At 63.9% G+C, this 12,778-nt stretch carries 13 protein-coding genes; 6 read left to right on the forward strand and 7 right to left on the reverse strand.

Annotation, left to right across the window (positions count from 1 at the left end):
- Position 1: 1 nt before the first annotated feature.
- Positions 2-1,495: an MDR family MFS transporter gene (locus CK227_RS31170; RefSeq protein ID WP_245318321.1), complete on the reverse strand. Its 1,494-nt coding sequence runs from the start codon at positions 1,493-1,495 to the stop codon at positions 2-4.
- A gap of 217 nt (positions 1,496-1,712) precedes the next feature.
- Positions 1,713-2,333 carry a DUF922 domain-containing Zn-dependent protease gene (locus tag CK227_RS31175; protein ID WP_095775357.1) on the reverse strand — a complete coding sequence of 207 codons (621 nt, stop codon included), beginning with the start codon at positions 2,331-2,333 and terminating at the stop codon, positions 1,713-1,715.
- 99 nt (positions 2,334-2,432) lie between these two features.
- On the opposite strand from CK227_RS31175, the gene folP reads away from it, so the two are divergent.
- From folP to folK, 3 genes are read left to right on the forward strand one after another with little or no spacing between them, the layout of a single operon-like run.
- The gene (gene folP, locus CK227_RS31180; protein WP_095775358.1) at positions 2,433-3,284 is read left to right on the forward strand and encodes a dihydropteroate synthase; all 852 of its coding nucleotides are present in this window, start codon (positions 2,433-2,435) and stop codon (positions 3,282-3,284) included.
- A gap of 3 nt (positions 3,285-3,287) precedes the next feature.
- Positions 3,288-3,647, forward strand: coding sequence for a dihydroneopterin aldolase (gene folB / locus CK227_RS31185; RefSeq protein ID WP_095775359.1), 360 nt, complete (start codon positions 3,288-3,290; stop codon positions 3,645-3,647).
- Positions 3,631-4,143 (forward strand): 2-amino-4-hydroxy-6-hydroxymethyldihydropteridine diphosphokinase, encoded by a 513-nt coding sequence (gene folK, locus CK227_RS31190; RefSeq protein WP_095775360.1) that lies wholly within the window; start codon positions 3,631-3,633, stop codon positions 4,141-4,143. Before folB ends, folK begins: the two co-directional genes overlap by 17 nt.
- A gap of 3 nt (positions 4,144-4,146) precedes the next feature.
- Here the strand turns inward: folK and CK227_RS31195 are convergent, their stop codons facing one another.
- Complete coding sequence (locus CK227_RS31195; protein ID WP_095775361.1) at positions 4,147-4,692, reverse strand: DUF924 family protein; 546 nt, start codon at positions 4,690-4,692, stop codon at positions 4,147-4,149.
- A 15-nt stretch (positions 4,693-4,707) separates the two neighbouring features.
- Positions 4,708-6,543 carry a monovalent cation:proton antiporter-2 (CPA2) family protein gene (locus CK227_RS31200; RefSeq protein ID WP_095775362.1) on the reverse strand — a complete coding sequence of 612 codons (1,836 nt, stop codon included), beginning with the start codon at positions 6,541-6,543 and terminating at the stop codon, positions 4,708-4,710.
- A 161-nt stretch (positions 6,544-6,704) separates the two neighbouring features.
- On the opposite strand from CK227_RS31200, the gene CK227_RS31205 reads away from it, so the two are divergent.
- The 3 genes from CK227_RS31205 (at position 6,705) to CK227_RS31215 (ending at position 9,409) form a co-directional block, all read left to right on the forward strand.
- Positions 6,705-7,694 (forward strand): AraC family transcriptional regulator, encoded by a 990-nt coding sequence (locus CK227_RS31205; protein ID WP_179296548.1) that lies wholly within the window; start codon positions 6,705-6,707, stop codon positions 7,692-7,694.
- 59 nt (positions 7,695-7,753) lie between these two features.
- Positions 7,754-8,962, forward strand: a complete 1,209-nt coding sequence (locus CK227_RS31210) for an MFS transporter (protein ID WP_095775364.1) — start codon at positions 7,754-7,756, stop codon at positions 8,960-8,962.
- Positions 8,963-9,142: 180 nt separating this feature from the next.
- Positions 9,143-9,409 (forward strand): hypothetical protein, encoded by a 267-nt coding sequence (locus tag CK227_RS31215; protein ID WP_019858327.1) that lies wholly within the window; start codon positions 9,143-9,145, stop codon positions 9,407-9,409.
- A gap of 94 nt (positions 9,410-9,503) precedes the next feature.
- Here the strand turns inward: CK227_RS31215 and CK227_RS31220 are convergent, their stop codons facing one another.
- The 3 genes from CK227_RS31220 to CK227_RS31230 all read right to left on the reverse strand — a co-directional run bounded on the left by CK227_RS31220 (position 9,504) and on the right by CK227_RS31230 (position 12,736).
- Positions 9,504-10,055, reverse strand: coding sequence for a hypothetical protein (locus CK227_RS31220; protein WP_095775365.1), 552 nt, complete (start codon positions 10,053-10,055; stop codon positions 9,504-9,506).
- A gap of 123 nt (positions 10,056-10,178) precedes the next feature.
- Entirely contained in the window at positions 10,179-11,264 is a 1,086-nt protein-coding gene (locus CK227_RS31225; RefSeq protein WP_095775366.1) for a YcjF family protein, read from the reverse strand.
- The gene (locus tag CK227_RS31230) at positions 11,261-12,736 is read right to left on the reverse strand and encodes a YcjX family protein (RefSeq protein WP_095775367.1); all 1,476 of its coding nucleotides are present in this window, start codon (positions 12,734-12,736) and stop codon (positions 11,261-11,263) included. The genes CK227_RS31225 and CK227_RS31230 overlap by 4 nt, the downstream gene beginning before the upstream one ends.
- Between the last annotated feature and the right edge of the window lie 42 nt (positions 12,737-12,778).

The raw sequence follows: 12,778 nt of genomic DNA on the forward strand, positions 1-12,778 counted from the left end.
CCTATTCCGCGAGGACGGGCGCAACCGCTTCGTCGCGTCCGCGCAGCGCCTTTTCCGGCATCAGCATCATGGCGACGAGCGCCAGCACCAGGGTGATGCCGGCGGTGATGAAGATCATCACGAACGGCAAGGCTGATGCCAGCTGGACATGTGTCTGCGAACCCTCGGCGGTGAGCGGCAGGCCATAGCCGAGCGCGACCGCGCCGAGCAGGGCGACGCCCAGCGCGCCACCCAGCGTGCGCAGGAAGGTCAGCACGCCTGTCGCAACCCCGAGATGGGTTCGATCGACGGCGTTCTGGACAGAGACGGTCGCGACCGGGAATGTCGTTCCGCTGCCCAGGCCGATCAGGGTTGTCAGGATCTCGACCTCGAGCAGCGAGGCGTGTCCAGCAATGGCGCTGAGCACGCCAATGCTGACAATGGCCAAGGCGATGCCGATCATGGCGATGCGCTTGTAGTGCACGAAGCGGGGGATCAGGCGGCCGCTTGTGGCGGCACCGGCGACCGTGCCGAGCAAAAGGCCGAGCATGGCCATTCCCGATTCGCTGACGGAAAGCCCGATGACGGTTTGCAGATAGACCGGCAAGTAGACCGAAGCGCCGATATTGGCCGCCTGCAGCAGGAACATCGACAGCGCACCGGCGAGCACGATCGGATTGCCCAGCACTTCAAGCGAGATCAGCGGTTCGGCGGCCCTCATCAGTCTCAGTGCGAACAGGGCCCAGAACACGGCCGAACCGGCCACCAGCCCGAGGATTTCGTGGGAAAACCAGGGATAGGTGCTGCCACCCCAGTTGAGCGCCAGAAGCAGAAGGGCCGTGGCGATAACCAGAAGCACGGCGCCCAACCCGTCGATGCGGTGATGTTTGGCTGCGATCGGCAGCTTCTTCAGCGGCTTGTTGATGATCGCCATGGCCAAAAGCCCAAGCGGAATGTTGATCCAGAAGATCAGCGACCAGTGCAGATGCTCGGCAAAGGTGCCGCCCAGCAGTGGCCCGGCAATGCTGGCGACGGCCCAGGTGCCTGACACCCAGGCCGCATAGCGTGCGCGTTCGCGCGGCGGCACGAGGTCGCCGATGACGGTTTGCGCCAGCGCAAACAGGCCGCCGCCGCCGGCACCCTGGATCGCGCGCCCGATCACCAGCACGAACATGTTGGGGGCCATGGCGCTGACCAGTGATCCGGCGAGGAAGATGAGGATCGCCGCGTAGACGGTCGGGCGGCGGCCATAGACGTCGGAAATCTTGCCGTAGAGCGGTGCCACGGCGGTGGCGGTCAGGAGATAGCCGGTGACCATCCAGGGCAGATATTCGGCGTGGCCGAGCGCTCGCGCGATGGTCGGCATGGCGGGTGCGATGATGGTCTGGTCGAGCGCCGCCAGCAGCATGGACAGAAGGACGCCGCCGATGATGGCGTTCTTCTCGCTTTCGGTCAGCGGTGTGGCGGCAGCCGGTACGGTCTGCTTGTCGACAGCCTGGTCCATAGTCTTGTCCATGTGTTTTGCGCGCGATCCGGGTCGACGATTGGGCTTGCCTGACGCGTTCGCCGCGCGATCGGTCGTGGTGCTCGTGCCTTGAGGATTGTACTTGCCAACCCGTGATATGTCGTTCCGTTTAGGCCGATTTCGACCGCCGTTCGAAAGTTTTCCGACGCTGGCACTATGCTTCGGCCCGGTTGGCTTGCACCGGCGCCATCGAGTGCGCCGATGAAATTCAGCCAGGTGGCAGCCGGCCGTTCTCGATGCGCTGGATGCGGTAGCGCATGAGCCGCAGGATACGGCTTTCGAAATTGACGCTCTCGACGCGATCGAACTGCACCTGGGCGCGGTCGTGCCTGGCGAGAATGGCGGCGGTGATCTCGGCCGCCTTGGCCTTGGCCGCAGCGCAATCCGTCCGCGGGTAGGTCGCCTTCAGCGCGTTTTCCAGCTCGCGGCCATAGTTCTTGGCGATCTCGACATGGCGTTCTTCATGGCGCTTGATGTCGGCCGACAGCGTGTCCCAGAACAGCTTCACGTCGGGATCCGCCTTGCGCGGGCGGCGCCATTCCGGAAGGATCACCTTGACCTTGACCGTCACGGCGGCGTCGGCGATCCGGCAGGAGCCAGCCTGCCTGGCGTAGCTGATCCGGGTGGTGAAGGCCATCTGGGTGGCGCCGGGGTGGCGCGAGCCCGTGCTTTTGACCTGCGGCCCATGTTTGGAGAGCTGCGTCTCGATGTCTTCGAGCGTGCTGCCGCCAATGGAAAAATAGCTGTATGTCTTGAGGAGATTGGCCGCGCCCGCCGGAACAGCGGTCACGGCAAGCAGTAGCGCGCAAAGCAGGGATCGTTTCATCATATTGCCTCTTTACCCACCTTGCGTTACGGCCGTTGCCGGCGCAACGGAATTGATCCTTTGCGGATCACACATCGTTGATGAGCCCATGGTTGATGAGCAATGACGGCGAGGCGATGGCAGCTGGCGCATGGACGTTATCTCGACCTTGGCGGCAAGGCCGTGGTCGTCGGCATCCTCAACGTCACTCCCGACAGCTTTTCCGACGGCGGACTGTTCGCTGCGCCCGAAGCGGCGCTGACCCAGGCGCGCCGGATGATCGAGGAAGGGGCACGGATCATCGATGTCGGTGGAGAATCGACCCGGCCGGGTGCCGCCGCCATCTCGGCCAGCGAGGAACAGGCGCGCGTCCTGCCGGTGATCGAGGCGCTGGCGCGCGCCGGTGACGTGCTGATTTCGGTCGACACCTATCGCGCAGACACAGCGCGGCTGGCCGTGGCTGCCGGCGCCCATATCGTCAACGATGTCTGGGGCCTGCAGCGCGAGCCCGACATCGCGCGGGTCGCCGCCGAAACCGGAGCCGGGCTCATCATCATGCATACCGGGCGGGATCGCGAGAAGCTGACCGACGTGATCGCGGACCAGTTTGCGTTCCTGGAAAAATCCCTGGAGATCGCCCGTCGTAACGGCATTGCGGACGATCGCATCGTGCTTGATCCAGGTTTCGGCTTCGCCAAGGAGACGGCTGAGGAAAATCTCGACCTGATGGCGCGGTTTTCCGAGCTCCATGCGCTTGGCTTTCCGCTGATGGCAGGCACCTCGCGAAAACGCTTCATCGGCACCGTCACCGGCCGCGATGCGGCAGACCGGGCGGCCGGAACGGCGGCGACCAGCGTCATTCTCAGGCTCAAGGGCGCGCATCTGTTTCGCGTCCATGATGTCGCAATCAACGTGGACGCGCTGGCCGTGGCGGATGCTATGCTGGCGCTTGAAACCGCCGCATCGGAACGCTGAGCCATGTATGTCATCCGCCTGAAGAACTGCGCCTTCTTTGCACGGCATGGCGTGCTCGACGAGGAGGAAGCCCTTGGCCAGCGTTTCTATGTCGACGCGGTGCTGTCGGTCGAACCCGGGCGCGCGCTTGTCGACGACGCGATCGAGGAAACCGTCAACTACGGCATTGCCTTCACGGTGATCGAGAAGATCATCACCGGGAAGCGGCGCTTCCTGATCGAAGCCCTGGCCATGGAAGTGGCAAAGGCGCTGACGGAGCGGTTTCCGCAGATCAAGAGGGCCGAAATCACCGTGCGCAAGCCGAACGCGCCGGTGCCTGGCGTGCTCGATCATGTCGAGGTGACCGTTGTCTGGCCCGAGTAACACCGTCTTCCTCAGCCTCGGCGGCAATCTGGGTGATCCGGCGGCTTCGATGGCGGCGGCGCTGCGCATTCTCGACGCCGATGCGGGCACGCGCGTCACCGCCGTTTCGTCGCTCTACCGCACACCGCCCTGGGGCAAGCTCGATCAGCCGGATTTCCTCAACGCCGCCGCCGAACTGTCGACCCGGCTCTCGCCGCGGGCGCTGCTCGACCTCTGCCTCGACGCCGAGCGGAAGCTGAAGCGGGTGCGCGAGGAGCGCTGGGGGCCGCGCCTGATCGATATCGACATTCTGGTGTTCGGTGACCGCGTCATCCATGAGACCGGTCTGGAAGTGCCTCATCCGCGTATGCTGGAGCGCGCTTTCGTCCTGGCGCCGCTGGCCGAAATCGCGCCGGATCTTGCCGTCGGCGGGAGAAGCGTGTCGGAACGGCTCGGCGCTGTCGACGCCGCCGGAATCGAGCGGTTGCCGTCCGGCCGGGACTGGTGGCTGACCTAGCTATCAGCCGGAAAATCCGCCTTCGTCGAGAAACGCCTGCTCCTGCGGTGTCGTCTCGCGGCCAAGCATCCTGTTGCGATGCGGAAACCGCCCGAAGCGGCGGATGATGTCGCGATGCTCCAGCGCGTATTTCAGGTTGAACTCGGCCCTGGCGGTGTGCAGCTCGACCGAAATGTCCTGGTCGGCAAGGTTTTCCGCATGTTCGAACGGCAAATACAGGAACACGCGGACTTCCGGTTCCAGCGCCAGGTCATGCCCGGCAGCGACCGCCTTATGGGCAAAGTGCTTCGCCAGCGGATCGGTGGCATACATGTGGCCGGTGCCGCGGAAGCAATTGCGCGGAAACTGGTCGAGCAGGATCATCAGCGCCAGCGAACCTTCGGCATGGCCCGACCAGGCGTCGCACTCACGCCGTGCCGCGGCATAGTGCAGGTCGAGAAAGCGATCGCGGAAATCGGCATCGAAAGCGTCGCTCTTCTCGAACCAAGCATCCTCGCCGGCGTCGCGCCAGAATTTGGTGACCGACAGGGCTCCGCTGTCCAATTCCATGCATGATTCCTTGGTTCAATCGGCTGTTTCGGATTTGTGCAGAACGCCAGCCGTCTCCTCGTTGAGGGCCTGACCGGGGCGGCGCGGCGTGGAGAGCGGTGTGGGAATCGGCGTGCCGATATTGCCACGCAGGAAGCGCTGGCCGGCGCGAATGCCTTCGGCGAGCTGGGTTTCGAAGCGGTCGGTGTCGCGACGCCTGACGTCCTCGATCGTTTCCGCCACGTCTTCGGGATCAACGCCAAGCGATTCCAGGGCCGAGCCGCCGAAAACCAGCGCCGATTCGAAGGTCTCGCGCAGCTGATAGTCGACGCCGGCGCGAATGAGCTGCAGCGCGGTGCCGCGGTCGAAAGCCCGGGCAAGCACGGTGAGCAGCGGAAATTCGGCCTTGATCAACTGGGCGATGCGAACGGCCGCATCGGCCTTGTCGACGCAGATCAGCACGGCGCGCGCCCGGCCGGCGCCGGCCGCGTGCAGGATATCCAGCCGGGTGCCATCGCCATAATAGACCTTGAAGCCGAAGTCGGCGGCCGCCTGGATCATCTCGACATCGTTGTCGATGATCGACACATCGATGCCGCGCAGCAGCAGCGGCTGGCTGGCGATCTGGCCGAAGCGGCCGAAACCGATGATCAGCACACTGCCGGTCAGTCCGTCGGCGACGTCGATGCCGTCGAGCGACTGCTCGTCGCGCGGGGTGACATAGCGCAAGGCGATGATCGCCAGCGGCGTCAGCACCATGGAGATGATGACGATCGCCGTCAGCATCGCGTTGGCCTGGTTGTCGATGATGCCGACGGCGGCGGCGGCTGAGTAGAGGACGAAGGCGAATTCGCCGCCTTGCGCCATGAAGACCGCGCGTTCCAAGGCTTCGCGATGGCCGGTCTTGAGGATGCGGGCGACGATGTAGATGCCGAGCGCCTTCATGATCATGTAGGCGACGACATAGATGGCGATCAGCTTCCAGTTCGCGGCGACCACATGCAGGTCGAGCGACATGCCGACCGCAAGGAAGAACAGGCCGAGCAGGATGCCGCGGAACGGCTCGATGTCGGCTTCCAGTTGATGGCGGAAGGTCGATTCCGACAGAAGCACGCCGGCCAGGAACGCGCCCATCGCCATCGACAGGCCGCTGAGCTGCATGGCAAGCGCCGATCCAAGTACCACCAGCAGTGCCGCGGCCGTCATCACCTCGCGGGCACGGGCATCCGCCAGGATGCGGAAGAACGGGTTGAGCAGATAGCGCCCCGCCAGCACCAGTCCGACGATCGCGGCAAGGCCGATGCCGACCTCGGTCAGCCGTTCCGACAGGCTGGTGTCGGCGCCGCCCGGCGCCAGGAACGCGATCAGGGCCAGCAGCGGCACGATGGCCAGATCTTCCAGCAGCAGGATGGAGACGATGCGTTGGCCTTTCGGCGAGGCGATGTCGCCGCGTTCCTCGAGAAGCTGCATGACGATCGCCGTCGAGGTCAGCACGAAACCGGCGCCGGCGACGAAGGATTGCGAGACCGGAAAACCGCCGGCCATTCCCACGCCGGTCAACAGGACCGCGCAGACTCCGACCTGCAGCGCACCGAGCCCGAAGATTTCGCGCCGCAGGCCCCAAAGCCGCGACGGCTGCATTTCCAGCCCGATGATGAACAGGAACATGACGACGCCGAGTTCGGCGACGTGGAGGATGGCTCCCGATTCGGAAAAGATACGAAGACCAAACGGGCCGATCACCACGCCGGCCGCCAGATAGCCCAGGATCGAGCCGAGGCCCATGCGTTTGAAGATGGGGACGGCGACGACCCCCGCGGCAAGCAGCGCCACCACCTGAATGAGATCGCCGCCTGATGTTTCCGCTGCCATGCCTCTTGTCCCTATGTCCTTCAGCAGTCCTTGCATGCAGTTGGAGCAGGAGGCAAGGCCAGGGAACCTGCCAGGACGGGTAGGGTGCCGACAAAGCGTGTCCCCTGGTGGAACAACGGTCTCCGCTTGCCCGTCGGACGATTGGTATGTATATTGACGTGATGACTGATCATTCGTCCTGGCCGTCTCCCGCGCCACATATTCCGATGGATGCGCTCAGCGAAGTCCTACAAGACTTTCGCCTGAGTGGCGTCAATTATGGCCGCTGCGAGCTCCGACATCCTTGGAGCATAGAATTTCCGCAACAATCGCTGCTTCGTTTTCACTTTGTCGGTCAGGGTCCATGCTGGATCCACACCGAAGTGCAAGACTGGCAGCAGCTGCGCGATGGCGATCTGGTGCTGCTGCCACAAGGCATCACCCATCGGCTGGCCAGCGCGCCAGACGTTGCAGGCGGCTCGATCGATGATTGCCGGGTGACCAAGTTGGGGGGCAACGTCTGCGAAGTCGTACGGGAAGGCACGGGCGCGACAAGCACCCTTTTCTGCGGCTCAATGGCCTTGGGCGCCTATGCGTTGAACCCGTTGATCACGCTGATGCCGCCTATCATCAAGGGTTGCGACGTGGCCGGCAATGACCCGGTCATTGGTCCTTTGCTGGCGGCCATGACCGCGGAGGCCGCGCAACCGCAGATGGGCAGCGCCACCATCTTGTCGCGTATGGCGGACTTGCTGACAGCCCGGCTCATTCGCTGCTGGGTCAATTGCACGGGAGCTTCGACGACCGGTTGGCTCGCCGCCATCCGCGACCCCAATATTGGCCGCGCTCTGGCAGCCATGCACAAAGACCCCGGCCATAACTGGACGCTCGAAAGCCTCGCCAGCCTGGCAGGCCAATCGCGCTCGATTTTCGCCGAGCGCTTCAGCGCTGTATTGGGAGAAGGCGCGGCACACTATCTCGCCCGTTTGCGCATGCAGCTTGCCCGCGAGTTGTTGGGGCAAAACGGTTTGTCGGTGGCCGAGGTTGCTACCCGCTTGGGCTATGATTCCGAGGCATCCTTCGCTCGCGCCTTCAAGCGCATCACCAATGTCTCCCCTGGCGTTGTGCGTCGCACAATTCCCGGACGAATAGACATTAATTTCGGATTTTAGGATACATTTCATCCGACCGGACTCAGCTATGAAGATCTCCAACCTTTGGAGATACGTCCGTGACAGACACAACATTACAGCTTGAAGACGCGGCGATAGACGTTGATGCGGCTGCGCCGGCCAGGTGGGGCGCAACCACCTGGTTCGCGGTCATTTCATTGGCCGCCACCAGCTTTGCTCTGGTGTCAGCCGAATTTCTGCCGGCAGGTCTGCTGACGCCCCTGGCGCGCGATCTCGGTATCAGTGAAGGAACAGCCGGACAGGTCGTCACCGCCACAGCTTCTGTCGGCGCCGTGACGGCCATGTTGAGCAATGTTCTCATCGGCCGATTGAACCGCAAGGCAGTGCTGGTTGGTCTCAGCGCCTTGGCGGTCGGTTCCAACATTCTTGCGGCGCTGGCGACCGATTTCTGGTTATTGTTGCTGGGTCGGGCCGGACTGGGGATCGCACTCAGCGCCTTCTGGGCACTTTCGGTCGCCGTGGTGGCGAGGCTGGTTGGCGCCAATGCGACTGGGCGGGGCATGGCTATCGTCACCCTCGGCGTCTCGCTCGCAACCATTGCCGCACCGTCGATGGGCGCGTTGATCAGCGACTGGCTGGGTTGGCGCAGCGCCATGGCCATGACAGCGGGGTTGGCCTTGCTTGCCATGCTGCTGCAGTTGCTTAGCCTGCCGTCCTTGCCTGCAACGGCAAGCAATAGTCTTGCAGACGTCCTTCGTCTGACACGGAGACGTGGCGTTCAACTTGGTATGCTTGCCATCCTTTTGCTGATGACGGGGCATTTTGCCGGCTCGGTCTATGTGCGTCCCTTTCTCGAACATGTGACGCACCTTGCAACCGGGCCAATTGCCCTGGCTTTGCTCGGATTTGGCATCGCCGCGGTGATCGGCAATATTGCCGGTGGCCGCATGGCCGACGCCAATATCCACGTGGCTCTCGTGGTCACCGCCGCATTGATGGCGTTTGCGGCGCTGTCATTGGTGCTTTGGGGCGTGCACATTGGCGTTGCCTTTGGCTTCGCGACGCTGTGGGGCTTCGCCTTCGGCATGGCGCCGGTGGTGCTGCCGACAAATCTGTCTCGCGCAGCGCCGGACGCGCTGGAGGCGGCGGGCAGCCTGATGGTCGCCTCTTTTCAGGTCGCCATCACCATCGGCGCGGTTGTCGGCGGCTATGTCGTCGACACCTATGGCCCTACAGCGCCTTTGACCGTGACTGCCATCCTTGCAGCATCGACAGCCGTATTGGCGATGTTACAGCCGCGCAGCTGAACTTTGCCGCCGCTGACGCGGGCAGCCCGAATCCGGCCCGGATAATATTGCAGACGCGTTACACAAGTTTACGCAATGCGCGCGTTGCTTGTTGCCACAATCGAAGGCTAAGGACGCTCGGCTTCGGCCATTGGAGGGTGAGCGACGATCAAGTCGCGCCCTTTTGAGGAGATGACTGACATGAAGAAGTTTTTGCTTGTTGCCGTCGGCCTGGCGGTGCTTGCGGGTTCGGCCTGTTCGAAGGCGCCGGAATGCACGGCCGAGATCGCGACCAAGAAGGCACAGGATATGGCCGCCGCACTGCAGGAAGCGATCACCAAGGATCCGTCCAAGGCGGCTGACCTGACCGCCAAGGTCCAGGCGGTGACAACCAAGTACCAGGGCACCACGACACTCGCCGACGCCTGCAAGGCGTATGACGAGGTGACGGCCGCCATCAAGGGCTAAGCGCCTTTCGACTGGTTCAAAAGGGGGCGGTGGCGATGGGCCGCCGCCTCTTTGCTTTTGGGGATGTGTTTGGGGGTAGGGCGCGATAATGCGCTCAGTTCGGGGCGATGGAGCCGACTTCGACGGCATCGACGCGCTTCAGGCTCATACCAATGACCGGCACCAGCTGATCCTGGACCCGCACGGCAACCGTCACGGTCATCGAATTGTCGTCGGGAATACGGGCTTGCATGACGCCGCGCAGCTGGTTGCGGTTGATGGTGAAGACCACCTTGCGGGCATCGACGACGTTGCCGCCGATGATGTCCAGGCCCGCACCGTCAGCGCCCCCCATGAAGGAACCCTTGTAATCGCGGCCCTTGCGTTCGATCTTGGCCGACATCTGCTGGGTGAACATACCGACCCGGCAGCCGCCATCCAGAGTCATGCCCATCTTGCCGTCCGGCGTGGAGCCGGTGAAGCTGCAGTTGAATTTCGTGCCCTTGTACTTGCCGGCGACGATTTCGCCCGGGCCGACCCATTTGCCTTCGGCCGACTGGAAGAACTGCTTGTCGGGCTCTGCGGCGGAAGCCTGCGAGGCGAGACCGACGACTGCTGTGATCGCAACGGCCAGGGGCAGGACGCTGGACAGAATTACGCTTTTCATCGACGACACCCGGCAACAAAGAGGCTGTTTGGAACCGGTTCGACCATGAAGAAGATTGGTTAATGCTTCGTCACTGCGGGGCCTCGAAACGGCAATCCGCTCATCGTTAGGAAGAACAGGACGCTATTTGCCGGAGCCCGTGGTTTCGGTGTCCTTCTTCGCGGCAAACGATGTCAATGCCGAGAGGAAATCGCCCAGTCCCGGGCGCTTCGCGGCGCTGAAGGGCAGGGGACGCGCGGTTTCCATCGCCGCGATGCCGATGCGCGCAGTCATCATGCCGTTGACGACGCCCTCGCCAAGCTTGGCCGAAAGCCGTGCCGCCAGGCCATGGCCGACGATCTGCTGGACGAAACTGTCGCCGACGGCGATCGAGCCGGTGACCGCCAGATGTGCCAGCACGCTGCGCGCCAGGCGGAAGAACCCCAGCGTTCCCGGGCGTCCGCCATAGAGTTCCGAGAGACGGCGAATGAGGCGTCCGGCCTCGAACACGACATAGGCGACATCGACGAGCGCGCGCGGGCTGACCGCCGTCACCAGCGAGACGCGTTTGGCGGCTTCGAGAATCATCACCTTGGCCCTGGCATCGAGGGGGCCGAGGATTTCCGCTTCAGCCAGACGCACCAGATTGCCGCCGTCGATGATTTCGCCGCGCAGTTCGGCCAGGGCGCGCCGGCCGGCCGCGGTCTCGGGCTTGGCCGCGACGAAAGCCGAAAGCTCGTCGACCACCGATCGTGCCGCCTTGGGGTCGTCGCGCGCGATGGCGTCGCGCGCGCGTTTTTGCAGTTTCTCGACTTCGGCAAGGCGGGCGATCGCCAGGAATTCGCGAATCATGATCACCACAAGCGCCAATATGGCGATCGCTGCCATGCCGGCGGCCAGCCAACCCAGCCATTCGGCGCGGGCGAAGAGATCGCGAATCAGCTGGTCGGTCCACAGGCCGACAGCCAGCGAAACCAGCACGCCGATCGCGCCGAAGAGGATGCCGCCGAACAACGAGCGTTTCCTGGGGGCGACCGCCGGTGGCGGTTCGGCGGCAACGATGTCGGGTTCGTCGAAGACGTCGACTTCCGCCGGTATGACCAGCGCGACATCGGTCTTCAGCCCGCGGGGTTTGCGCGGGGGCTCGGCCTGCCGCGTCTTTGACGCCTCTTGTGTCGGCGCGGCCTCCGGCTCGATGCGGAAGGCCGCCGGTTTGCGGGGCGCGGTCATGCCAGATGGTCTCCGATCAGGAACTGCAAGGCACGGTCGAGCCGGATATGCGGCAGAGACAGCGTGACACCTTCGGCCGTGCGTTCGAGTTTTGGCGGGCGGAATCGGACAAAGCGGATTGCCGGGTCCGTGGAATCTTGCCTGTGGTCGGGTCCTGAGACGTCGAACATCGCATCAATCTTCTCCGGTAAGTCACCGGGAAATATGGCAGTTTCGGTCTTTCCATCGAACGTTTCGCCGTTGATCTTCTCGCCGGCGATCGGCGTGCCGATGATGACAGGCAACGCCTCACGGCCTTGCTTGACCGTGCCTTCGCGGGTCGCGCGCACCGCCGCCATGGCGACCACGTCGACGTCGGCGCCGGTGAAGTTCGCTCGCGCCACGGCGCGGTCGGCCAGCCGCCGCACGATCGCCTGCAACCGGTCATGGCTTTCGTGGTGCAGGTGATCGGCCTTGGTCGCGGCGACCAGGATGCGATCGATGCGCCGCGAAAAGAGGTCGGTGAGGAAGCTGCCCCGGCCGGGACGAAAGCAGCCGAGGATCTCGGTCACCGCACGCTCGAGGTCGGCCATGGCGCCGGGGCCGGCGTTCAACGCCTGCATGGCGTCGATCAGGACGATCTGGCGATCGAGGCGGGTGATGTGTTCGCGGAAGAAGGGTTTGACGACATGCGTCTTGTAGGCCTCGTAGCGCCTCTCCATCATGGCGTGCAGCGATCCCGGGCGCTGGCGCCTGTCGAGGCCGGCCAGCGGTGCGAAGGTCAGCGCGGGCGAACCTTCGAGGTCGCCAGGCATCAGGAAACGGCCGGGCGGCAGGGTCGAAAGCGCGCGCTCGTCGAGCTTGCAGGCCTTGAGATAGGCGGCGAAGCTTTCGGCGAGGCGGCGGGCGGTCATCTCGTCGGCGTCGGCATTCGGGTCGATTTCCGCCGAGATTGCCCGCCAGGCCCGCGAAAGGTCCTCGCGCACCGGCAAAGTGGCCATCTCCACGGCCTCGCGTGAAAAATCGGCGAAGGACTTGCCGAGCAGCGGCAGGTCGAGCAGCCATTCGCCGGGATAATCGACGATGTCGACCGACAGTTTGCCGGATGAGAACATACGGCTCCAGCCGGAGGCCGATTCGTATTCGATGGTCAGCCGCAGTTCCGAAATAGCGCGCGTGGAATCGGGCCAGGCACGGTCGTTGACCAATGCAGCGATATGATCCTCGTACTGGAAGCGCGGCACGGCGTCGTCGGGCTGCTCTTCCAGGAAGGCGCGGGCGATACGCCCGGATTTCTGTGCCTCGAACAGCGGCAGGCGTCCGCCGTGGATCAGATTGTGGACCAGCGCGGAGATGAACACCGTTTTGCCGGCGCGCGAAAGGCCCGTCACACCCAGCCGCAGCGAGGGAGAAAAAAGCCCGGTGGCGCGTCCCGACAGCGTATCGAGGGCAATTCTTGCCTCGTCGGTGAAGGTGGTCAGCGATGATGCCAAAATGTGATCTCTCGGGGCTGCGGTCCGTCCGATATAGGCGTT

It is taken from the genome of Mesorhizobium sp. WSM4308 (assembly GCF_002294905.1).
In the GTDB taxonomy this organism is placed as follows: Bacteria; Pseudomonadota; Alphaproteobacteria; order Rhizobiales; family Rhizobiaceae; genus Mesorhizobium.